The sequence below is a fragment of the Psychromonas sp. CNPT3 genome, assembly GCF_000153405.2.
In the GTDB taxonomy this organism is placed as follows: domain Bacteria; phylum Pseudomonadota; class Gammaproteobacteria; order Enterobacterales; family Psychromonadaceae; genus Psychromonas.
Genome location: NC_020802.1, coordinates 1322315 through 1344670, shown reverse-complemented (window position 1 = coordinate 1344670; position 22356 = coordinate 1322315). Strand labels below are relative to the sequence as shown.

The 22356-nt window shown below is 39.1% G+C and carries 17 protein-coding genes and 5 tRNA genes; 11 read left to right on the top strand and 11 right to left on the bottom strand.

The window, feature by feature from the left end; all coding sequences use genetic code 11:
• Positions 1-1210: 1210 nt before the first annotated feature.
• The 7 genes from PCNPT3_RS05945 to PCNPT3_RS05915 all read right to left on the bottom strand — a co-directional run bounded on the left by PCNPT3_RS05945 (position 1211) and on the right by PCNPT3_RS05915 (position 4233).
• Positions 1211-1287 (bottom strand) — tRNA-Pro (locus PCNPT3_RS05945).
• Between the two features lie 28 nt (positions 1288-1315).
• A tRNA-Leu gene (locus tag PCNPT3_RS05940) sits at positions 1316-1400 on the bottom strand.
• Positions 1401-1434: 34 nt separating this feature from the next.
• A tRNA-His gene (locus tag PCNPT3_RS05935) sits at positions 1435-1510 on the bottom strand.
• 17 nt (positions 1511-1527) lie between these two features.
• Positions 1528-1604, bottom strand: a tRNA-Arg gene (locus tag PCNPT3_RS05930).
• 42 nt (positions 1605-1646) lie between these two features.
• Positions 1647-1723: transfer RNA gene (locus PCNPT3_RS05925), tRNA-Pro, on the bottom strand.
• 299 nt (positions 1724-2022) lie between these two features.
• Complete coding sequence (locus PCNPT3_RS05920) at positions 2023-3327, bottom strand: inosine/guanosine kinase (RefSeq protein WP_015464964.1); 1305 nt, start codon at positions 3325-3327, stop codon at positions 2023-2025.
• Between the two features lie 150 nt (positions 3328-3477).
• Positions 3478-4233 carry a Nif3-like dinuclear metal center hexameric protein gene (locus PCNPT3_RS05915; protein WP_015464963.1) on the bottom strand — a complete coding sequence of 252 codons (756 nt, stop codon included), beginning with the start codon at positions 4231-4233 and terminating at the stop codon, positions 3478-3480.
• Between the two features lie 522 nt (positions 4234-4755).
• On the opposite strand from PCNPT3_RS05915, the gene rdgC reads away from it, so the two are divergent.
• From rdgC to PCNPT3_RS05860, 11 genes are all read left to right on the top strand, one after another.
• Entirely contained in the window at positions 4756-5664 is a 909-nt protein-coding gene (rdgC, locus tag PCNPT3_RS05910) for a recombination-associated protein RdgC (protein ID WP_015464962.1), read from the top strand.
• Between the two features lie 138 nt (positions 5665-5802).
• Complete coding sequence (purT, locus tag PCNPT3_RS05905; RefSeq protein WP_015464961.1) at positions 5803-6993, top strand: formate-dependent phosphoribosylglycinamide formyltransferase; 1191 nt, start codon at positions 5803-5805, stop codon at positions 6991-6993.
• Positions 6994-7336: 343 nt separating this feature from the next.
• Positions 7337-8944 (top strand): AAA family ATPase, encoded by a 1608-nt coding sequence (locus PCNPT3_RS05900; RefSeq protein WP_015464960.1) that lies wholly within the window; start codon positions 7337-7339, stop codon positions 8942-8944.
• A 24-nt stretch (positions 8945-8968) separates the two neighbouring features.
• Positions 8969-12334 carry an AAA domain-containing protein gene (locus PCNPT3_RS05895; RefSeq protein ID WP_015464959.1) on the top strand — a complete coding sequence of 1122 codons (3366 nt, stop codon included), beginning with the start codon at positions 8969-8971 and terminating at the stop codon, positions 12332-12334.
• A gap of 12 nt (positions 12335-12346) precedes the next feature.
• Positions 12347-14107: a hypothetical protein gene (locus tag PCNPT3_RS05890; protein WP_015464958.1), complete on the top strand. Its 1761-nt coding sequence runs from the start codon at positions 12347-12349 to the stop codon at positions 14105-14107.
• The gene (locus PCNPT3_RS05885; protein ID WP_015464957.1) at positions 14107-16572 is read left to right on the top strand and encodes a hypothetical protein; all 2466 of its coding nucleotides are present in this window, start codon (positions 14107-14109) and stop codon (positions 16570-16572) included. Before PCNPT3_RS05890 ends, PCNPT3_RS05885 begins: the two co-directional genes overlap by 1 nt.
• On the top strand, positions 16565-16768 hold the full coding sequence (locus PCNPT3_RS05880; protein WP_015464956.1) for a DUF2997 domain-containing protein: 204 nt from the start codon (positions 16565-16567) through the stop codon (positions 16766-16768). Before PCNPT3_RS05885 ends, PCNPT3_RS05880 begins: the two co-directional genes overlap by 8 nt.
• A 3-nt stretch (positions 16769-16771) precedes the next feature.
• Positions 16772-17275, top strand: coding sequence for a hypothetical protein (locus tag PCNPT3_RS05875; RefSeq protein ID WP_015464955.1), 504 nt, complete (start codon positions 16772-16774; stop codon positions 17273-17275).
• A gap of 1 nt (position 17276) precedes the next feature.
• Positions 17277-17852 (top strand): 4Fe-4S single cluster domain-containing protein, encoded by a 576-nt coding sequence (locus PCNPT3_RS05870; protein WP_051043784.1) that lies wholly within the window; start codon positions 17277-17279, stop codon positions 17850-17852.
• A gap of 151 nt (positions 17853-18003) precedes the next feature.
• Positions 18004-18417 carry a SulA-like leucine-rich domain-containing protein gene (locus PCNPT3_RS05865; protein WP_015464953.1) on the top strand — a complete coding sequence of 138 codons (414 nt, stop codon included), beginning with the start codon at positions 18004-18006 and terminating at the stop codon, positions 18415-18417.
• 39 nt (positions 18418-18456) lie between these two features.
• Positions 18457-18660, top strand: coding sequence for a YaeP family protein (locus PCNPT3_RS05860; RefSeq protein WP_015464952.1), 204 nt, complete (start codon positions 18457-18459; stop codon positions 18658-18660).
• Positions 18661-18747: 87 nt separating this feature from the next.
• On the opposite strand, the gene serS is transcribed toward PCNPT3_RS05860, so the two are convergent.
• The 4 genes from serS to lolA are packed head-to-tail and all read right to left on the bottom strand — an operon-like array spanning position 18748 to position 22356.
• Positions 18748-20034 (bottom strand): serine--tRNA ligase, encoded by a 1287-nt coding sequence (gene serS, locus PCNPT3_RS05855; protein ID WP_015464951.1) that lies wholly within the window; start codon positions 20032-20034, stop codon positions 18748-18750.
• 9 nt (positions 20035-20043) lie between these two features.
• Complete coding sequence (gene crcB / locus PCNPT3_RS05850; RefSeq protein WP_015464950.1) at positions 20044-20433, bottom strand: fluoride efflux transporter CrcB; 390 nt, start codon at positions 20431-20433, stop codon at positions 20044-20046.
• On the bottom strand, positions 20426-21745 hold the full coding sequence (locus tag PCNPT3_RS05845) for a replication-associated recombination protein A (protein ID WP_015464949.1): 1320 nt from the start codon (positions 21743-21745) through the stop codon (positions 20426-20428). Before PCNPT3_RS05845 ends, crcB begins: the two co-directional genes overlap by 8 nt.
• Positions 21745-22356 (bottom strand): outer membrane lipoprotein chaperone LolA, encoded by a 612-nt coding sequence (gene lolA / locus PCNPT3_RS05840; protein WP_015464948.1) that lies wholly within the window; start codon positions 22354-22356, stop codon positions 21745-21747. The genes PCNPT3_RS05845 and lolA overlap by 1 nt, the downstream gene beginning before the upstream one ends.

Genomic DNA, 22356 nt, shown 5'->3' with positions numbered 1-22356 from the left:
AAAAAAACCCACTCAACATAAATGCTAAGTAGGTTGAATGTGGTCGGTGATAAAGGATCCGCCCCTTTGTCTTTTTTATATACACACTGTCATTTAGATGTAAAAAATATTTAGGCATAAAAAACCCACTCAACATAAATGCTGAGTGGGTTGAATGTGGTCGGTGATAAGGATCCGCCCCTTTGTCTTTTTTATATACACACTGTCATTTAGATGTAAAAAATATTTAGATATAAAAAAACCCACTCAACATAAATACTAAGTAGGCGAAATGGGGTCGGTGATAAGGATCCGCCCCTTTGTCTTTTTTATATACACACTGTCATTTAGATGTAAAAAATATTTAGGTATAAAAAAACCCACTCAACATAAATGCTGAGTGGGTTGAATGTGGTCGGTGATAAGGATCCGCCCCTTTGTCTTTTTTATATACACACTGTCATTTAGATGTAAAAAATATTTAGGTATAAAAAAACCCACTCAACATAAATGCTGAGTGGGTTGAATGTGGTCGGTGATAAGGATCCGCCCCTTTGTCTTTTTTATATACACACTGTCATTTAGATGTAAAAAATATTTAGGCATAAAAAAACCCACTCAACATAAATGCTAAGTAGGCGAAATGGGAACGGTGATAAGGATCCGCCCCTTTGTCTTTTTTATATACACACTGTCATTTAGATGTAAAAAATATTTAGGTATAAAAAAACCCACTCAACATAAATGCTAAGTAGGCGAAATGGGAACGGTGATAAGGATCCGCCCCTTTGTCTTTTTTATATACACACTGTCATTTAGATGTAAAAAATATTTAGGCATAAAAAAACCCACTCAACATAAATGTTGAGTGGGTTGAATGTGGTCGGTGATAAGGATCCGCCCCTTTGTCTTTTTTATATACACACTGTCATTTAGATGTAAAAAATATTTAGGTATAAAAAAACCCACTCAACATAAATGCTGAGTGGGTTGAATGTGGTCGGTGATAAGGATCCGCCCCTTTGTCTTTTTTATATACACACTGTCATTTAGATGTAAAAAATATTTAGGTATAAAAAAACCCACTCAACATAAATGTTGAGTGGGTTGAATGTGGTCGGTGATAAGGATCCGCCCCTTTGTCTTTTTTATATACACACTGTCATTTAGATGTAAAAAATATTTAGGTATAAAAAAACCCACTCAACATAAATGCTGAGTGGGTTGAATGTGGTCGGTGATAAAGGATTCGAACCTTTGACCCCCTGGTCCCAAACCAGGTGCGCTACCAAGCTGCGCTAATCACCGAGATACTGCTGTAAATCTTTAGTTTAAATGGTGCGGAAAGAGAGACTTGAACTCTCACATCTTACGATACTAGAACCTAAATCTAGCGCGTCTACCAATTCCGCCACTTCCGCAACGATTCAAACTTTAAAACAACATTAAAAAAGATGGGGCGAATGACGAGGCTTGAACTCGCGACAACCGGAATCACAATCCGGGGCTCTACCAACTGAGCTACATCCGCCATAATATCTTTAATAATGGTACGCCCTACAGGATTCGAACCTGTGGCCTACGGCTTAGAAGGCCGTTGCTCTATCCAGCTGAGCTAAGGGCGCATAACCTGGATAATGATACATTAAAAACATATCATAAAAATGTGGTCGGTGATAAAGGATTCGAACCTTTGACCCCCTGGTCCCAAACCAGGTGCGCTACCAAGCTGCGCTAATCACCGAATATTTCATATCAACAAAAGATATTGAGTAATAATATAACTAATTGTTAAGTTATTCTACTACTTATACAAGTTTTAACTAAGTTAGTTAAAACTTGCCATCGAGCAAATCGCTTTGCCTTGTCAACGAGGCGAATATTACTGAGTTGAACCCCACACGTCAAACCTTATTTGCACTTTTCTTACTGTATGCATAATTAATAAACGCTTTGCTTATTTAAAGTTCAACATGGGGATCAGTTTCACTCTTATTTGTTAAAACCTTGTAAAACATTCGCTTAAAGTATCAATAAATATTGTTATCTTTCCCAGTAAGACTCTTCTAAACTATCTTCGCGCTCTGGTAATCCACGCGATAATCGAGGACTATGTTGCGCTAATACCTCATAAGCCACCCGATTGGCATATTTACAGATTTGAGAAAAAGAAGAATAACAAATACCATTGTTTAAATGCTTACTCGATCCTGGCACATTTTGTTTATGGAAACTATTTGATGCTAAATCATGTAATAATGCAGCCAACGCAGCATCACCCGCACCATTCGTATTACTGATTTTTTCAGGGCCACCCATGTAAGGTGAAATATGCGCATACACTTTTAATGGATTTTCACAGACACTTTTTAACTTGGGACGTGAAAATTCATAGCGATTAAACTCGGGGATTTGTCCGGGCAATAAAGGATGTGTAGTTTCGCGCTTTTGGCTCTCTTCTGTATAACCTGCCGTATATAATCCTAACGGCCCTGCCGTGGTTAATACCATGTCACACAAATCAAGGGCGGCTTGCGATGCAAGTAATGGATCCGGGAAGCCAGTTAATGCTTCTCCTTCATCTTCATTCATTGCCAATATCGTGACGTTTTCTTTAATGAAGTTTTTCCACCAAGTCGGATCTTGCTCAATTAAAAAACGTGTCCCTAATGTTAATACCACAGGTACATTCGCTTCTTTTGCATATTCAATGGCTTTTAACGTCGCTTGCGTTATCGTATCGCCTTTATTAGTACGCATTAAATAAGCAGTTAAGATCAAAGCAGAGGCGCCTTGTATGACTTCTTTATTGATGTATTGCGTGCTTAATTGATCCATCACCCCTTTACTAATCGCAAAGGTGCGCTCACCGCTTTCAGAAATTAAAGTAAAACAACGGCCCACGGCTCCCATTACGGGTTGTAGATAATTGAGATCTACTTTCGACGACGTATCACAAAGATAACGATAGGAATAACTCCCTACTTCAATATTTTTACTCATCGCGCCAAATAAAACAGATTTATCGTCGGCTAATACCGAATAATTATGCAGAGTATTACCAATCGTCCCGCCGGCAAATTCATCACTGATCATATTGCTTTCATTTAGCTCAGTGTATAATGCATGTGCCCGCGCATCATCTATCAATGTTGAGTTACCTTCAGGCAACGCGTAGCGCTGTAAAAGCTCATCACTGACTTTCGCTTCAATATCCACTAATATTTGGTCAATACCTGCGATATAAGTTGCGCCGTGCTTGGGCCGTGGATGAAGTTGAGCGAGTAAAGGATCTCGGCTGTTAACGGGGAAATAATGCTTTGACTTACGTTGTCCTGGAAACTTCATATCTTACGGCTCGCTCATAATGATTTTTAAACAGAGCGAGATCCTAGCATATACACAAAAGCGAAGGCAGAGTAAAAATTCTATTTTATATCAATGTAAAATGAAATTATCCTCAGTACTTGTCTTTTCTGCTTCATAAACGTACAAAACCTACACCGGGTTATCAATATCGATAAAAGTAACCTCTAAATCTAACTCTTTATGTAACCATTCACCCAAAGCTTGTACGCCATAACGCTCTGTTGCATGATGCCCTGCTGCATAGTAATGGATCCCCATTTCTCGCGCTATATGCACCGTACGCTCCGATATTTCACCACTAATAAAAGCATCGATGCCCTGCTCGGCTGCGATCGTGATTAAGTCTTGCCCTCCGCCAGTGCACCATGCCACCGTTTTAATTTCACTCTTCCCACCATCAATATGTAATGGGCTACGCTGTAGAGCGCGCTCAATACGCGCACTTAATTGATCGCCAGTTAACGCCTCTGAAAATTTACCAACTCGCCCGACACTGCGTTTATTCCAAGGCTCTAGAGGGCGACGATCCGTGATCCCTAATAATTTAGCTAACTGGGTATTATTACCAAGTTCGCTATGTACATCTAATGGTAAATGATACGCATATAAATTAATGCCATTTTCAATTAATGCTTTAATGCGTTTATACTTCATGCCAACAATGTTTTCAGATTCTCCGCGCCAAAAAAAACCATGATGTACTAAAATAGCATCCGCTTTTTGCGCCACTGCAATATCAATTAAGGCTTGATTTGCAGTCACCCCTAAAATGATTTTTTGCACTTCTTCTTTGCCCTCTATTTGCAGGCCATTCGGACAATAATCTTTAAATTGATGAATTTCTAACAGTTGGTCTAATTTATTTGCAAGTTTTTTGTTTTTCATTCGAAGGCCCTTATTTATAGCTACGCGTTTATTATTGGCACCTGCCATGCAGACACATAAACACACTGCTTTTATTGATCGGTGTATATAACCATGTTACCTCAAGATGCAAAATCAGCAAGCCTAATTGGGCCTAGTATCTTGGCATTAATTGAAACGCGTTTCTCCTGCTTTGATTACTTTATAACTGTATTTTATATACGATGCTTTATCAAAATAGCCAACGACAAGATGAATTCAATTTTTAGCCCCTTAATGGTAACGTCAATGCAACTTCAATCGCAGTACCATCATTTTGCCTTAACGCTATTTTAGAGAGAGCCTGATCAAGCATGTTTAGCTAACATCAGCAGATAATAAAATAGATTTAACATCTAATCGTTTTCAAGACTTTCTGATATCAGTTAAACCTAAATTAGACATTTCTTTTGATCTAAATGCGTCTTTTTTGAAAAAGAGGTAAACACTTTTTTTTATTTCATTTAAACTCTAGCTTCTGTTTTATATTAAAGGTGTATTTTCATGTTTTTCAAAAACCTACAAGTTTATCGTTTTACTCGTCCCATGGAGCAAGATGTCGACGCCCTAGAGCGCAATTTAGAAGAATTCAAATTCAAATCCTGCTCTAGCCAAGACGTTTCTAAACTTGGGTGGGTTTTTCCTATGGGTAAAGCAGGCTCTATGTACACTCACCTTGCTAATAAACAAATTTTGGTCTGCCTAAAAAAAGAAGAGAAAATGCTTCCTGCAGGCGTTATCAAAGATCAACTCAATGAACGTGTCGAAGCTATCGAAAATGAGCAAGGCAGAGCATTAAAGAAAAAAGAAAAAGACAGTTTAAAAGAAGATATTATCATGCAACTTCTGCCACGCGCTTTTAGTCGCACGTCGCAAACCTTTGCATGGATAGATCCCGAAACTAATATGCTTTATGTCGATGCATCAAGTACACGTAAAGCCGAAGAGTTGATCTCTTTATTGCGTAAAACGTTAGGCAGTCTACCCGTTGTGCCTATCCAATTAAAAAATCAAGCCGATGTGATCATGACGGACTGGTTAAATGAAGGCAATATTCCCACACACTTTAGCTTAGAAAATGAAGCGGAGCTCTGCTCAGCTCTAGAGGGCGGTGGTATTATTCGCTGTAAACAGCAAGATTTATTATCTGATGAAATCAAAAATCATTTGGCGGCTGACAAATTCGTCACCAAACTTGCTTTAAATTGGGCTGATAGTATCTCTTTTCTGCTTGGTGAGGAGTTTGCTCTTAAACGTCTTAAATTTTCTGATGTACTTCAAGAGCAAAATGAAGATATCGATAAAGATGATTTTGCAGCCCGATTTGATGCGGATTTTGCATTGATGACCGGTGAAATAAAACAACTCGTACCGGCCATTATAGAAGCTTTAGGTGGTGAATTAAGCTTATAAACCTCTCTTTTAAAAAGCCGATGTCAAATATGGGAGGTCTCTTCCAACATTTTACATCGGCTTTTTTCTTCTCAAAATAGACACTTCTCTGTTATTATCACGCCAAGATCCCCCTTTTAATCACGAGAGTTGAATAATATGAGTGTTTCTATTTTTGGTAGTGCCAAGTCTAAAAGTGCAACAAAAGCTTTATTACTTGGATCCGGTGAACTTGGTAAAGAGATTGCCATCGAGCTACAGCGTTTCGGCATTGAGGTAATTGCTGCCGACAGTTACGAAAATGCGCCAGCAATGCAAATAGCCCATCATCATTACGTTGTTTCCATGCTTGATGCAGCTAAACTAGAAGAGATCATCCGTCACGAAAAACCCGACTTTATTATCCCCGAAGTCGAAGCCATTGCCACAGACACCCTTGTTCAACTCGAACAACAAGGTTTTAATGTTATCCCCTCAGCGCGTGCTACCAAACTTACCATGGACAGAGAAGGTATAAGGCGCTTAGTCGCAGAGCAACTTCTTATTCCAACTACCCCTTATATTTTTGTTGATAATAAAGCGCAATTTATTGATGCTATCGACAACATTGGTCTGCCTTGCGTCATCAAACCTGTGATGAGTAGCTCCGGTAAAGGCCAAAGCGTCATACGCACACATGCCGATGTAGATAATGCGTGGCAACACTCTCAAGAGGCAGGGCGCAGTGGCGCGGGCCGTGTGATCCTCGAAGGTTTCATTGATTTTGATTATGAAATCACCCTACTGACCATTTGCGCCGTCGATGGAATACATTTTTGTGCGCCAATTGGTCATCGCCAAGAAAAAGGCGATTATCGCGAGTCTTGGCAGCCACAGAAAATGCCTGAACAAGCCCTTAAAAAAGCCCAAGACATAGCCAGAAAAGTAGTGACTGAGCTCGGTGGTTATGGCTTATTTGGTATGGAGTTTTTCATTAAAGGTGAGCATGTTTACTTTAATGAAGTATCACCACGTCCGCATGATACTGGATTGGTGACTTTACTTTCACAAGATAGCTCAGAGTTTGCTCTGCACGTGCGCGCCATTTTAGGCTTGCCCATTGGTAAAATAGCGCAATATGGGCCGAGCGCATCTTGCGTTATTTTAGGCCAAGGAAAGTCTCAAGATATCCGTTTTTCTCATATTAAAGAGGCGTTAAATGAGGCGCCCGGTGCGCAAATTCGTCTCTTTGCTAAACCTGAGATAAATGGTTCACGGCGCTTAGGCGTTGCCATTACGCGAGCTAGCACGACTGAGCAAGCCGTATTAGATGCCAAAGCTGTTGTGAGTAAGATAAACATATTATATTGATATTTAAAAAAAGGAATCTTTAAAGTAATATCGAATTAAAACATCAAATACTTATTCCGATATTTAAGTGTTTTTATAAACTACGATTTAATAGGCACATTATGATTTCAAAATTAATTATAATGTGCCTATAAAACAATTTACCTACCTTTATATCTTATATAACATTAAAATACTTACTAACTATAAAATTCATTAACAGTTTGATCTAAAATCAAAATCTCTGAGTATTCCTTTGTAACATTCATTAAAATAATGTTTAGACAAAAAAAACATCATTTACAATTTATTGTGATATATTGACTGCACTAAGTTCCTTTTACTTTCAAAATAAGGATATAAATTGAACCCTACAGATTTTAGCTCTCAACTTAAATTAAATATTCAGGCTGGCGCACCTATTATTCAGATTATTAGCCATGAGACATTACGGATTCGAGCGGAAATATTTAAGGTTGCCAGTGCACTCAGTGCATCAGTCTATATTTGGGATAGAAGCAATGGGTTACGAGAGTATATCGATTCATCCTATCAATCATTAACTAATAACTATAAACAACCCCATGAAATATTGGAACTGTTCAATGATGACGATGACGATGAAATTTCACTGCAAAACAGCATATTTTTAATTGAAGATTTTCACCCTAATTTACAAGAACATGAACATCAACAAATTAACCGATTAAGAAATTTTGCCATCTCAGTTTCAATGGGTACGATCAGCAACTGCACACTCATTTTATCTCAGCCTTATCCTCAGCTTCCAGCTGAACTTGAAAAAGAAGTTCAAGTCATGATGATGCCATTGCCTGATATTTTCGATTTAGAAAAATTAGCTCTTCAAGCAAAGCAACGTTTTAATTTAGATGATCGTGATTTTAGTCCAACACAACAATTATTAGAAGCGGCTCTAGGCCTTTCTACTAGTGAAGCGCAGCTTGCTTTTTCCAAAGCAGCCTGTGCAAAAAAACGCTTAACCAACGCAGAAATACCTTTAATTGTTAGTCAAAAAGAACAGGTAATAAGAAAAAGTGGGCATCTAGAATACTTTCATCCTAAAGCTACACTTGATGATATTGGAGGCCTTGATAATTTAAAATCATGGCTAAATCGTCGTAAACAGTCCTTTAGTGAAGATGCAAAAGACTATGGCCTAGAAACACCACGAGGTGTTTTACTACTAGGTTTACCGGGTACGGGTAAAAGTTTAGCCGCAAAAGCAGTGGCTAACGCTTGGCAGTTGCCACTATTAAGACTCGACATGGGTAAAATATATGGCGGTATAGTTGGTCAATCTGAAGAGAATATGCGCCAAGCATTACAGCTAGCTGAAACTCTATCGCCGAGTATTCTATGGGTTGATGAAATAGAAAAAGGTCTGTCTGGCATGCAGAGCTCAGGCTCAAGTGATGGCGGTACAACAGCGCGTGTACTAGGGAGCTTCTTAACTTGGATGCAAGAAAAAGAGAAACCCGTTTTCGTTGTTGCAACCGCTAATAACATTGCACAATTACCGCCTGAATTACTAAGAAAAGGCCGCGTCGATGAAATTTTCTTTGTTGATTTACCGGTCGAAACTGATCGGATAGAAATCCTCAATATCCATCTAAAAAATCGAGATCGCCTCGATGATTTTTCATCTGATGATATTCAGAAATTGGGCGAAATAAGCCAAGGATTTACGGGTGCAGAACTTGAAGAAGCAGTCAAAGAGGCTATGTTTTTATCCTTTGATGCAGGACGACCATTAGCATTCGACTATTTAAAAACTGCGATTCAAAACACCTCCCCATTGTCGTTAACGATGCACGAAATTATTGATAACACCAGAAAGTGGGCAAAAGGACGTGCTGTTCCAGCTAGCAGTAAAAAACCAGAACCATTAGATAATAAAAAGTCATCAAGTCAGGTACGTTTAAAGCAAGAAGGCGAAAATCCCTTTATATAAGTAACAATGGAAGTAGAAGTCGTTATGGAAAACCCTTTTTTTTCGGCCCTTGGGAACAGCAGCTGCATCGATGCTGCTGAGTTATCAAAAGGTGCAAAAGACACATTAACACCCTTTATGCATTATCTAGAAAACAGCATAAAAGCATTAGAAGGCAAGCAGGTTAGCTGCCACTGGAAACCCTTAGCCTATGAGAGCTATCAACTAATACCACAACAAAAAATTTATCAAATTACTCCAACGTCTGTGGTTAAGATTAAAGATAATAACATTGGCTGGTATGAGATCACTGAAGAGGTCGACGGTACATCACTTGATGATGATTTTATGCCAGATCCTGATGATACAATTACCGTCGGCAAAGGCAGAGAACGGCAGTCATTTGATATAACAGCAAATGACTTCGTGCAAAGTGGTGGAAAATACAAACTTTTCCTGCCTGAACTAGCGGAAATAAAAGCGATCACATGGTCTGGCTACCAATTAGCACTGCAGCCTCTAAGCCTCGATCTAAGCACGCTAAATAGCGTTAAAGTCGATGGTTGTTTATATTCAGCGACCGCAAAAAATAATACAGTCACAATATCAGGACTAATCACCCCAACATCTAAACTAACTGTTGACGATATTGAACGTAATTTTATTATCATGAGCGCATGCGCTCTTACGCAATTAGAAAAACTAAATCCGATTCAATCGGGTAATAGCTGGTTGGTATTTAACCGCAAAAAGCCGATTATAAACAATGCGACCATCACTGATATAACACAAGACTCATTAAGTAAATTATCAGCAAGTCACTTTAGTCATGACGACAAACCATTAGTAGAGCAACAGTGGAAGATTAGTTACAAAAAAATATCAGGGTTTAGCCTGCAAGCACAACTGTCAGATCAACAAGCGATTAGTGACATTGTTTGTAGCGAATACCCCCAACTCGAGTTAACAATAAACAAAGAGAAAATAAAAGAACACTGGATCCAACTCATTGAACCCGAAAATTCTGATGATAGCGGCAAATCCGTTTTAGATTATTTCTTTGAAGATTACGTCAATATTCATCATGGTGAGAAAAATAAGAATAGCAATCGAGATCCAGGTTACAAGGTCATAAAATCAAAGCCTGAAGAACGTCAGTTATTATTAGCAACTAACGCCGATAAACATAAGTCTGTATATCCTCAAATAGCAGATAAATCGACCTTACGAGTTCAGGTAGATACATCGCAACTAAAAAAACAGCGAGATGCGATTAATAATTTAATTCTGCGCCCAACGGCAGGACAAGCAACACTAATTAAGCTGTTGCAAAACCGTGATAACGTCCAGTGGCCACTCCTAACTCTCTACGCCAAACCAATAGACTGGAAAGTATTAAGTGATCCTAATTTTGATGGCTGTAAGGAGCAACGCGAATTTGTCACCAAAGCTTTAGGATCTAGTGATTTTACTATCTTAGACGGCCCGCCAGGGACAGGTAAAACCACTACCATCTTAGAATTAATTGTTCAATTAGTGCGCCAAGGCAAGCGTATATTACTAAGCGCTTCAACTCACGCAGCGATTAATAATGTATTAGAACGGGTTGAAGAAAATAACCTGCTTGATGAAATATTCCCACTGCGTATTGGCGATGAAAGTAAAGCAACAAATGTTGAACATTTTCAATATGACAATCAACTAATCAGCATAAACAAAGAGTTATCAGACAACATTTCCGATCAAATATTAGTCGACTCGTCTAATTTGGTTTGCGGAACGACAATTGGTATTTTAAAACTATTTAGAGAACGAGCAGTCTCATTAGATAATGGTACAGCACCGTTTGATGTCATGATTATTGATGAGTGCAGTAAAACAACCTTCCAAGAGTTTTTAGTACCGGCACAATACGCTAAAAGCTTTGTATTGGTGGGTGATGTCAAGCAATTGTCACCGTTTACCGATCGTGAACAAATTGTATGTAATCTACAACAGCTCATGTTAAAACCGGGTCGTGGCCATGAGAAATCATCTAACTACCAAGCGCCCAAGTTACTATCACCTGACATCCAACAAGCGTGTTTCTTACTCGAAGAATTAAGAGGTGATCGAAATGATCTCTATAACAACCAACTAATCGTTCCTGTTTCACTTGGAGTATTACAAGCGTTAGGTAACGAAATAAAAGCGAGATCCCACAGCTGCGAGCAACTCAATAATTTATTACTGATTGGCGAGAGACCAAATGAAAGTCTAAATATTTATGGTCCAGCCCAGATCCTAAAAAATCCAATTGCGCTGTATCAACATAACATCTGTTTTATTGCCTCTACCGCATTAAGCACTTTGGAGCATTGCCTACCCGTTGATGCAATTATGTTGAGTGACGACTGGCAATCGAATCGCCATGCATTTATTCATAATACCAATTACAAAAACAAGCAAAGTGTTAATTTCAGAAAAGAGCATAAAAAAACATCGACCGAAATAAACCAAGCATATTTAAGCCGATTTCAAGAAACTAACTGGGCCGAAGAGCTGTGCTGGCGTTTAGAGCGAGTATATTGGTTACGCTTGTCAAAAAATAAAAATGCAGATAGATATGAAAAAGACATTAATAGGCTGCTCCCAGCCGCAATTAACGTACTTGGCCGGGTGCACGGACTTAAGAACATCGCATTTCCTTCGATCTTAGAAGCGTTATCCGGTGACGGTTTAGTAAAACGTAAAGTTGATTCAGCGACCACCTTAAACCAAGGTTTTCATCGCACGGAAAAATTACAGCGCCATACGACATTAACCTATCAGCATCGGATGCATCCCGATATTTCTGCTTATCCACGCGAACAATTTTATCAAAATCGTTCGCTATTTGATGGTAACCAAGTCAGTAACGCACGACAGTGGGATTATCCAAGGTTTGCCAAGCATAATGTCTGGATTGATGTAACGGGAAGCGTATTTAAAAATGCCAACCGCAATGAAGTAAATCGTATTATCGATGAAATTGAACGTTTTTGTAAATGGGCACAAGGAAAGGTCAAAAACAGAAAAAATGAACCTTATGATATGGCAATTCTAACCTTTTACAAAGGCCAAGAAAAAGCACTACGAGAAGCGCTGCAACAGCTCACTGGCAATAAAAGTTCCTATGCCAAATTTGATTACCTTGGCATTCAGATCAAATTGGCCACGGTGGATTACTTTCAAGGACAAGAGGCGGATTTTGTCATGCTAAGCATGGTCAACACAACACGAGATGGCTTTCTCGATGCACCTAATCGCTTAAACGTAGCCATTACCCGAGCAAGATACCAGTTAGCGATTGTCGGCCAACTCAGTTACTTTTCACGTTCGCGCTCTCCAGAATTAAAGCAACTAACTAAAACATGCCTGACGATACGCTAAGGAATATTTAAAATGAATCAATCAAACAACAGAGCTAAAAAAACAACCAGCGGTTTTGACGATCTTGGAAAATTAAAGTCTAGCGTAGCTAATAAAAAAAATGGCGCCCCTCAAAATAAAAAAAAGTATCATGTAGCCAAAACACAACAACCAAATAATGGTTCAGCGAAGAATAAGAATACCCAAGAATTTTCAGTGCGTTTATCACGCCAACTCAATGTTAAACGCTATCCGGTTATCGCGACTATTTGTTTACTACAAAAAAGAACTGACATCGTTAGCCTGCTCAATCAGGCGCAAGCTAACCCTAGAAATTTACCGCTAAGATTGACATCATATTTAAAAATGGAAGGCTTGCTCAACAACGACAACACATTAACAGATAAAGCTAAGCGGGTGTGCACCTCGGGGAAAATGCCAATTAGTGAGCGCGGGCTTTATCATATTTGGTATAGCGATAACGATCCGCTGTTAGGTACCAGAGCTTTATTAATCCAACGTGATAACGCCTTTAAAGAGCCAAAACAGAAGATCTTGTATAAAGGTCGAGATGCAGCGCAATCTGCCTTTGCTATTAGTTTGCAGGACAATAATCATAAAACCCTAGCAGTTAAATTTTCGGGTAGCAAAAAAAACACCAGCAACAGATTAAATTCAGAGGATATTGTCTCTATATTACCAGAGGTTATCTGTGGTGCCACCGACAATAAAACGCTTAACTTAACTTGGGAACTTACTTTAGACAGCTCAAATATAACACTTAAAGGCCCATTAAATATTTTATCCGGGCATGATTTAAAACACGCAAGTCGAGTCGATTTCGAATACCAACAGAGCGAATATTTATCAAAAGCTCCTGCTATTTTTTCATCATTGGCAACACACCTTGACGGCCACTGGCAGCAGCATGTTCAGCGAGTTAGTATTCCGTTTAATCTAACTAAACAACATCAGGGAATGCTGAGTCGATTTAGCTTAAATAATTACCCTGCATTTGATATGGCGACTCCACATGGACACTTTGACCATGTTGATATTAAACACCTGCCAGTTGAGCCAATTCTAGCAGAAGCCACAAAATGGCACATTGCCTGGCTAGAGCGCTATCATGCTAGCAGCTTTAAAGAAACTGAAATTGCGCAAGCTGAACAACTATCATGGCTAGATCAGCCAGCACTTAAGCAATGTAAGCTAGAGCCTTTATCGGGCAATAACCTTATTGCGGTTTTACCTAAAGAAAAGAATCCTCGTGCCTACTGGCACTGTGCAGCAATCAACGATTTAACTCCAAGCTTGTCCACTGTTACTGCGCAGCCACTAACATTAATCGATAAAGAACAAATCGATATTGAGCAACTCATTAAAAAACTCTCGTTAGATAAGCCCTGTACCAAATTTATTTATTCAGATCGCTATCTAAGGACAAACCGTCAACAGTCTCTGCTTTGCGAAATTACAAAACCATTAAGCAATGCAGATATAACCATTTTCACAGCATTAAATGACGCAGCTGCGCTATCGAACAACTTACCTGAACAGTGGAATATAGAATCTTTTTCTAAACGCGCCGACAATCATGATCGCTACTGGATATTTCAATCGGATAACGACATTACCGCTTGGAAATGCACCGTTAGCTTGGATTTTTTAACAAACGATGGTTCCGCTTATTACGCTCACGGCTATCCAACTTTCACTCCCATGTCTATTGAGCAACTTCCAGAGTATTTACAGCGTACTTTAGCTCACCACACACTTGAGGTAACAGCATAATGAATACACTAGAAATGCAACCAGAATTGTTTACTAAGAGTTATCACGATCAATTATTAACACCTATATTTATCGATCAGGGCTGTGCAGTCGAAGACAACCTTCGCTTTCCTTCATTTGTTGCAGCCGCAGAACAACAAGAAATTATTATTCTAATAAATAATACACGACTGACCTTACTACTCGCAGCAGATCAATTAACTAACGTTGCCATCATTACCGCACTACAAAATGCAGCAGATAAAGGGATCAGAATTTATCTGTATTTAGGAAATGAGCATAAAAATAAAGAAGCCATTAGTACGTTATCCAGTCGTTGCCTAATCCGTACTGGAGAACCACAGCAAGGTGCGCTGCTAATTAGCGATCACGCGACATTTTCACCTGTTGGTCATATCTTAAATTCATCGTTCATTTTTACCAATAATGACGACGATGACAATTTCTTTATTATATTAACAGCAGTTCAAGTCCAAGATGCTTATCGTAGCTTTTGCCATTTATTTTGGGATAAAAGTGAGAAACAAGTCATAAAACAAGGTGAGCAATCAGACAAAGCAGTAGCAAATCCGGCAGGCACCATCGTTGTTAATCATCAATATCACTTGCCAGAACAATTAGACGGTAATTTCACTCAAGCAAATGACATAAAATTCTGCCAACTCAATCACCATGATTTAGATATCACATTATCAAACAAACTATTACGGGCAACTACCAACCTTCTAGACCTTAACAAGGCTGAGTTAGCTGAGTCATTAGTTAATGATAATAAAAATGTGGCACTCACAGACTTCAACAGTCCCAACATAGTTTCAACAACCAGTGGCTGCTGGTTCATTCCAGATAACGCGAAAAATCAGGAGGTAAATTGGTGCCTCAAGCTAGATAACCAGCAATCGGATGAACTAACCAACAGCCTAAATCAAGCATTTAAAGCTGCACAATGGCAACTTAATAGATCATGTTCTGTTGATCAGTTAAATTCACATTTTATGTTTGTTGATGAAGCAAACCGTGTTTATCAATGTGAGGAATCTTTAGATCTTAATCTTGAACCAGTTTACACTGACAGCATCAATAGTTTTTTAAATGATAACATTGAAGACTTAACCAGTTCAGACACCGAGTTTACTCGTGAATTTCTGGCAAAAAACATTAATTATAGCGTGCAACGTCACCCTCCTTATTGCCCGCAAGGTGCCATTAAGGCACCGCTATATAACCGCTGGGACAGCGCAAATAACAACTGGCTAACGGCACTAGCAGATCTTGATGTCAAACTTGATAAACTTGATAAAAAACGCACATCGGTATCACAATCAATTTTTTCTTTTTTCAGTAGCTTTTCACTTGGCCAGCAACACAAACATAAGAAACTAAAAAAGAGTATTTTTGAGCTTAGACAACCAGACATGTTCACAGTAACACCTGCCGAACGAGCAGAACAAAAAAACAACTACATTGACTGTTTTAACCAGCTATCTCAAGATGATGAAGCCACCAACCAAGCGATAGACAAAGCCAAGTTAGAAAAACAATGGCATGACAAAAAAGAGCAATTAGCAAAGAGCTTACAACATAAAGAAGCGCTATATTCACAAGAGAAAAGCAGCGTAAATACTCTCAACAAAGAGAAAAAAGTAAAATATACCCAAGCCTATGATGAGTTTATCGCAAGTCGAGATAATGCCTTTGAAAAGCATACTCTACAGCTAACTCAAGATAATAAAAAACTAGTGGCAATGTCGCTGCAACAGGCAAGTCAATGGCTCAAGAGCAACAGAAAAAGTAACCCGAAATTAGCAGAGCTATTAGTGCTGCATTCCGTACGATTAAAGAAAATTGAACACTCAAACCGCAGTCAAGAAGCATCAAAAGATGACCAAGAAAATCAAAAAGAACAATACCAGCAACAGATCTTAAGTAATGAAGAGTTATTCATTACTTACTGGAAAACGCAATGTGCTCAAACTCTTAATGGACAACAACAAGAAATTATTGAAATCTATTCTGTTGAACCTAGTGCGTTAACTAAGTGGCTAACAAGCAACACTAATAAATCATTAAAGAAAGTACTAGAAACTCACACTCAACTCAGCAACAAGGTGACACGTGATTTAGGTTTAGCACAAAAGAAACTAGATAATGCCCTTAATGACAAGAACATTGCCCTAGAATTACTTAATAAACACGGTTCTTCATTCTATTATCGCAATACCAATGAAAGCGATGAACTGAGCAAGCAACTAGGTAACAAGAAAAACAAAAACAAAGCTCCACATATCGGTTGGCCAGATGAAACCCTGCCAATTACTGATGAGTTGAAGTTATTTGAAGCAAACGACAAACGCTATCTCACCTTATTATCACTTGATTCATTAGAGCAGGCACAGCAGGAAGCAGAGCGTCTAAATGCTAAGCTTTGCGCGCCACAACAAGCAAGAGAGACTCATAATGCCTGAGCAACAAATCACATTAACCATCGATGAAGAAGGTGCGATAACTGCAAAAACAAGCGGATTCAAAGGCGAGGCCTGCTTAAAAGCACTTGAAGAGCTTTTAAGAGATACGACCGGACTGATTCAGGTCAAAACCACCGATGAGTATCACCAGCAACAAGCGGTTCAGTGTCATGAAACGATTAAGCTAAGGAATTAAGCAATGAGTGCAGTCATCAAAACAACCACCCCTTTTACTATTGAAGTGGTACTATTTTCGGCGCTAGTAACATTAAAAGCAGAGCCAGTTTCAATAACAGCTGAAAATATTAATAATTTCCGACAGCGATCCAATGTTGTTATTGGCGACATCATCACCAACAGACGAGATTATAACGGCTTACAGCTATTTCGTTTTAATGGTGATGTCTGGCAACTGCAACATGATCAGGATGAACTAGCCACTAGCATTGTATCTTCTGTGCACAAACAGTATCAATCCGTCAGCCGCTTTTTAAACGTGTTGAATGGTGCCTATCAAGACTGCTATCAGGTACATCTCGATAATATTGCAGAGATTGAACGTCAACGCATTGAACAAGATAGAATTGAACGAGTAGCGGCGACCCGCCTACAGGCAATTACCCAAGCAAAGGCCCAAGGTTACAGCATAAAAGAAAAAAACATCAAAGGAAAAATCCAGCTGGTACTAACCCGATCAGTATAATATGAAGAATTCACACGGTACCCAGTTTAATATTTCTCACATTGAACCTGCCACCCATATATATGGCCCAGGCAGGCGATTTGCGGTGTGGCTACAAGGATGTTCGCTCGCTTGTAAAGGCTGTTGGAATAAACAAATGTGGTCATTTAAAGCGAACGAATTAATGGATCGCGAAACGCTGCTGGCTCAAATTATAGCAGAGCATGACATTGAAGGGATCACACTATTAGGTGGAGAGCCTCTAGAGCAAGTTGAAAACACCCTATGGTTAATCCACAAAATAAAACGGCACACATCCTTAACAATAATGTTGTATACCGGATATACCAAGGCAGAACTTGAGTTACAAAAACTCTGGCCTGTATTAGAAGCTGATGTGGATTTACTTGTGACCGGTCGATATCAAGAACAACACAGAAATACCCACAACCAATGGTATGGATCAGAAAATCAAGAGCTAATTTACCCCGAAAATTCACAAATACAAAAGAGATCAAAAGCACTCAATGAAGTAGAAATTATTATTGAGCCTAGTGGTGAAGTACGTATACTCGGATATCCCCCGAATAATGATTAGTAATATCTATAAGTATTATTATGATTCACGTCTTGGTCTTTTCAATCTGAAAAACTATCCCTATTGAATAAATATAAAATAAAGGTTGAAAATCATCCCAAACAAAAGTACTGTTAACTTATACAGTGGTTTTATTTACAGGGGTTTTATTATGGTAGTTACTGCAATGCATAAACGCGCACCATTCACTTTAAACAATTTAAAATTAGATAACGTTACCCAAACTAAAAGTAACGTACATTTAAGTTATAACGTGAATAATTACCAAAATTTATTAACACATATTCAAGAAAGTGAAGATGCGCGTTGGATTTTATTTATTGCTCCTCCCGGAAAACCTAATTTGTCTTTTTTTCAGCAATCTGGCATTTCAAAAAGCCGGATCATTACATTGACGCAACAGCAAATTGGCGATACGCAGTCACTCCTTCACACCGTGCTTGCTAATAATAATTATGCAGCCGTCGTCACTTGGCTTAATCACTGTGATAAAAGCACTCAAGATGCGCTAAATCAATTAACACGCCAATCTAATACTCAGTGTTTTGTCTATTGCGCGCAATAACGCGTTATACTGGTTTTTTCAGATAATCGAGAGTTTACTATGTACCCATACTGCACTAAGACCAAAAGTTTTATCAATGCAATTGGCAGTGGTGATGCAGCTTATATCCCTAAAGCTGTAACATGCGCTATCAAAACATTAGACAACATTGCAAACAATAGCGCCTTAGATGATAAAACACGTGAAGATGCGGCCTTTGCAGCGGCAAACTTAGTCTTAAGTGACTATAACGACGACGCTTAAGTTTCTGTCTTTCGTCTGTATTTTAAGTAATAAAAAAGGAGCCTAAGCTCCTTTTTTTATGATGTTCTGACAAACACGCCTAATATATTAGCCAATGTGCGTCAATCCACCCATGTAATGTTGTAGTACCGCAGGGATCTCAATACGTCCATCTTCAAGTTGATAGTTCTCAAGTACCGCAACTAAGGTGCGTCCTACTGCAAGACCTGATCCATTGAGTGTATGAATAAGCTCTGCTTTTTTCTGCCCGGTTGGGCGAAAACGTGCTTGTAAACGGCGCGCTTGGAAATCACCGACATTCGAGCACGATGAAATTTCACGATAAGTATTTTGTGCTGGAAGCCATACTTCAAGATCGTATGTTTTACTCGCACTAAAGCCCATATCACCCGTACATAAAATCACTTTACGGTAAGGAAGCTCTAAGTTTCTAAGTACTTGCTCAGCATGTGCCGTTAGCTCTTCTAATGCAGCCGCACTTTTCTCTGGTTGCACAAATTGCACTAACTCAACTTTTTCAAATTGATGTTGGCGAATAAGACCGCGAGTATCGCGCCCATAAGAGCCAGCTTCACTACGAAAACAAGCGGTTTGCGCAGTGATTTTGATCGGTAATTCACTTTCATCAAAAATCACGTCACGACTTAAATTAGTCAATGGCACTTCAGCTGAAGGGATCAAAGACATGACAACGCCTTCTTCGGTCGCAGGTTTAGTATTAAACAGATCATCACCAAATTTAGGCAATTGCGTAGTCGCATATAAACTCGCAGCATTCACTAACAATGGCACGTACGTTTCTGTATAACCATGCTCATTGGTATGCAAGTTAAGCATATATTGACCCAGTGCACGGTGTAATTTCGCAATTTGTCCTTGCATGATAATAAAGCGAGAGCCACTGATTTTAACTGCGGATTTAAAGTCTAAACCGCCAAGCGCTTCACCCAAGTCAACATGATCTTTTACTGCAAATGAAAATGTTTTAGGCGTTCCCCATGTTGATATCTCAATATTATCATCTTCATTTTTACCGACAGGCACATCACTCAGAGGTAAATTCGGGATCGTATAAGCAATCTCTTGAATTTGTTCTACAAGTTGATTAAAGGTCTCTTTGGTTGCATCTAATTGCGCGCCAAATTCAGCCATTTGCGCACGCAATTCTGTAATATCTTCACCGCGTTTCGCAGCTTGGCCAATCTCTTTGGAGCGACTATTACGCTCCGCTTGTAGATCTTCGGTTTGAATTTGTAATGCTTTACGTTTTTCTTCTAACTCGTTGATCAAATCAACATCTAAGATAAAACCACGACCTGCTAATAACTGCGCAGTTTCCTCAATATTATTACGTAACAATTTTGGATCTAGCATTTTATTTCCCTAACTTTTTAAAACTAATAGCGTACCGACATAAGCGGCTAAAATACACACGACAACATTTAGAGCAACATTCAGCATCGCTTTTATTAATGCGCCTTGTTGTAATAACAACAAGCTATCCATTGAGAATGTTGAAAATGTGGTCAATGCCCCTAAAAAACCAACCCCAATTAAAGGCCACCAATATGATGAGGCAATGGAATTATTTTGTTGCATAAACATAAAGATACATCCCATGCTTAGCGAACCTAATATATTAACGGTCAGTGTAGCAAATGGAAAACCTTTTCCAAAGAGGCTTATCATGCCAAACCCGATTAAATAACGTAAAGTAGCACCAAATGCTCCTCCACAAGCAACAAGTGCGATATTGGCGAACATATTATTCATAACGTTTCTTATCACTCTGTTGATTTAGTTGTTGCAGATAATCTAATTTTTGACTGATCTGCTTTTCAAAACCGCGATCACTTGGCGTATAAAAACGCGTGCCTTGCAATTCAACGGGTAAATAGACTTCACCGGCAGCAAACGCGCCGATTTCATCATGAGCATAACGGTAGCCTTTGTTATGCCCTAAATCTTGCATTAATTGTGTGGGAGCATTACGTAAATGCATAGGTACTTCAAAATCAGGCATCTCCTGAACACACTGCTTTGCTTTAGCAAAAGCCACATAAACGGCATTACTTTTAGGGGCGCTCGCACAATAGACTATTGCTTGCGCTATCGCGCGCTCACCTTCATAAGGACCAACACGGGTGAAACAATCCCAAGCATTGATAGCGATTTGCATCGCCCGAGGATCTGCATTACCAATATCTTCAGAGGCGATGGCGAGCAAACGCCTCGCTACATATAAAGGATCGCAACCACCACCAAGCATACGTGCATACCAATATAACGCGCCATCAACATCTGATCCCCGCACTGATTTATGAAAGGCTGAAATTAAATCATAAAAAAGATCGCCTTTTTTATCAAAAGAAACCCCTTCTCGACCCGCTATTTGCATTAATAAATCTAAACTGATCTCGCCTTCAATGGCCATATCACTCAGTAGTTCTAAATAATTAAGCGCTTTACGTGCATCACCTTGTACCAATAATGCCAGTTTCTCTTTAACGCCTTGTGCAAAATGTAGGTTATGCGCTTTCAGTCCGTCTTGAGCATGGCAAGCTTGGTCAATAACCTCGACAATTTCATCTTCACTGAGTTTTTTTAGTAGATAGACACGCGCCCGTGAAAGCAATGCATTATTTAACTCAAATGAGGGGTTCTCTGTGGTCGCCCCAATAAATAACAAAGTGCCATCTTCAATAAAAGGCAGAAACGCATCTTGTTGGGTTTTATTAAAACGATGCACTTCATCCACAAATAATAATGTGCGCATCCCTCTACTTTGATTTTGTTTACCGATTTCAATGGCTGCGCGTATATCTTTTATGCCCGCTGTTACCGCCGATAAACGCTCAACATGCGCATCACAATAATGGGCGATAAGCTCCGCCAAGGTCGTTTTACCGGTGCCTGGTGGCCCCCATAAAATCATCGAGTGAGCAGCACCTGCTTCTAGCGCTTTGCGCAGTGGTTTACCCACACCCACAATATGTGTTTGACCTATATATTGATCAAAGTTTTTCGGGCGCATACGTGCAGCCAAGGGTTGAAATTCATTGCTAATATCAAAGAGATCTTGCATTAACTCTGATCATCCACTTCAACGTTATCCGGAATAATAAACTCAAACATACTGACGTTTAATGGTGCCTTTAATGCAAACGGCACTAAAGTGAAGGCACTACGTTGACCTTGCTCATCAACGATCATAAATTTACTTATTTCACCTGATTTTGAAAACTCAAAAATAAAATAGCGTTCACTGTCCGTATCGCGGTTTGAGGTAAGCGTAAATTGGTCACCTTTTTGAACTACATTGTAATATTTCCACTGCTCACTTGCATTGCCAGCAAGTAATACAAACGGCGTCTCGGTGATCGTGTCATCAAGGTTTAATATTGTCACTTGCTCGATAAAAGGATCGTATATCCACATGAGCAAACCATTAGAGACAATCATTTGCTCATCAGGCGCCGTCACATGCCAAATGAATTTACCCGGACGTAATACGCTTAACGTACCAATACTTTCATTGATAACTTTTCCATCCGCATTGCTTACAACTTGAGAAAAATGCGCATTAATTATTTTTAACTTCGCCAATTTCTCTTGTAATATTTGGCTGTCATCCGCATGCGCAGGGGTTATGCTAAAAAACAAGAAAGACAATAATACTAAAATAACTTTTTTCAT

What these genes read in the sequence shown, in the direction of transcription:
- rdgC (WP_015464962.1), top strand. Translation starts at nt 4,756, where the DNA reads ATGTTTTTCAAAAACCTACAAGTTTATCGTTTTACTCGTCCCATGGAG.
- PCNPT3_RS05845 (WP_015464949.1), bottom strand. Translation starts at nt 21,745, where the DNA reads ATGCAAGATCTCTTTGATATTAGCAATGAATTTCAACCCTTGGCTGCA.
- lolA (WP_015464948.1), bottom strand. Translation starts at nt 22,356, where the DNA reads ATGAAAAAAGTTATTTTAGTATTATTGTCTTTCTTGTTTTTTAGCATA.
- PCNPT3_RS05920 (WP_015464964.1), bottom strand. Translation starts at nt 3,327, where the DNA reads ATGAAGTTTCCAGGACAACGTAAGTCAAAGCATTATTTCCCCGTTAAC.
- PCNPT3_RS05890 (WP_015464958.1), top strand. Translation starts at nt 12,347, where the DNA reads ATGAATCAATCAAACAACAGAGCTAAAAAAACAACCAGCGGTTTTGAC.
- PCNPT3_RS05915 (WP_015464963.1), bottom strand. Translation starts at nt 4,233, where the DNA reads ATGAAAAACAAAAAACTTGCAAATAAATTAGACCAACTGTTAGAAATT.
- serS (WP_015464951.1), bottom strand. Translation starts at nt 20,034, where the DNA reads ATGCTAGATCCAAAATTGTTACGTAATAATATTGAGGAAACTGCGCAG.
- PCNPT3_RS05885 (WP_015464957.1), top strand. Translation starts at nt 14,107, where the DNA reads ATGAATACACTAGAAATGCAACCAGAATTGTTTACTAAGAGTTATCAC.
- PCNPT3_RS05875 (WP_015464955.1), top strand. Translation starts at nt 16,772, where the DNA reads ATGAGTGCAGTCATCAAAACAACCACCCCTTTTACTATTGAAGTGGTA.
- crcB (WP_015464950.1), bottom strand. Translation starts at nt 20,433, where the DNA reads ATGAATAATATGTTCGCCAATATCGCACTTGTTGCTTGTGGAGGAGCA.
- PCNPT3_RS05895 (WP_015464959.1), top strand. Translation starts at nt 8,969, where the DNA reads ATGGAAAACCCTTTTTTTTCGGCCCTTGGGAACAGCAGCTGCATCGAT.
- PCNPT3_RS05880 (WP_015464956.1), top strand. Translation starts at nt 16,565, where the DNA reads ATGCCTGAGCAACAAATCACATTAACCATCGATGAAGAAGGTGCGATA.
- PCNPT3_RS05865 (WP_015464953.1), top strand. Translation starts at nt 18,004, where the DNA reads ATGGTAGTTACTGCAATGCATAAACGCGCACCATTCACTTTAAACAAT.
- PCNPT3_RS05870 (WP_051043784.1), top strand. Translation starts at nt 17,277, where the DNA reads ATGAAGAATTCACACGGTACCCAGTTTAATATTTCTCACATTGAACCT.
- PCNPT3_RS05860 (WP_015464952.1), top strand. Translation starts at nt 18,457, where the DNA reads ATGTACCCATACTGCACTAAGACCAAAAGTTTTATCAATGCAATTGGC.
- purT (WP_015464961.1), top strand. Translation starts at nt 5,803, where the DNA reads ATGAGTGTTTCTATTTTTGGTAGTGCCAAGTCTAAAAGTGCAACAAAA.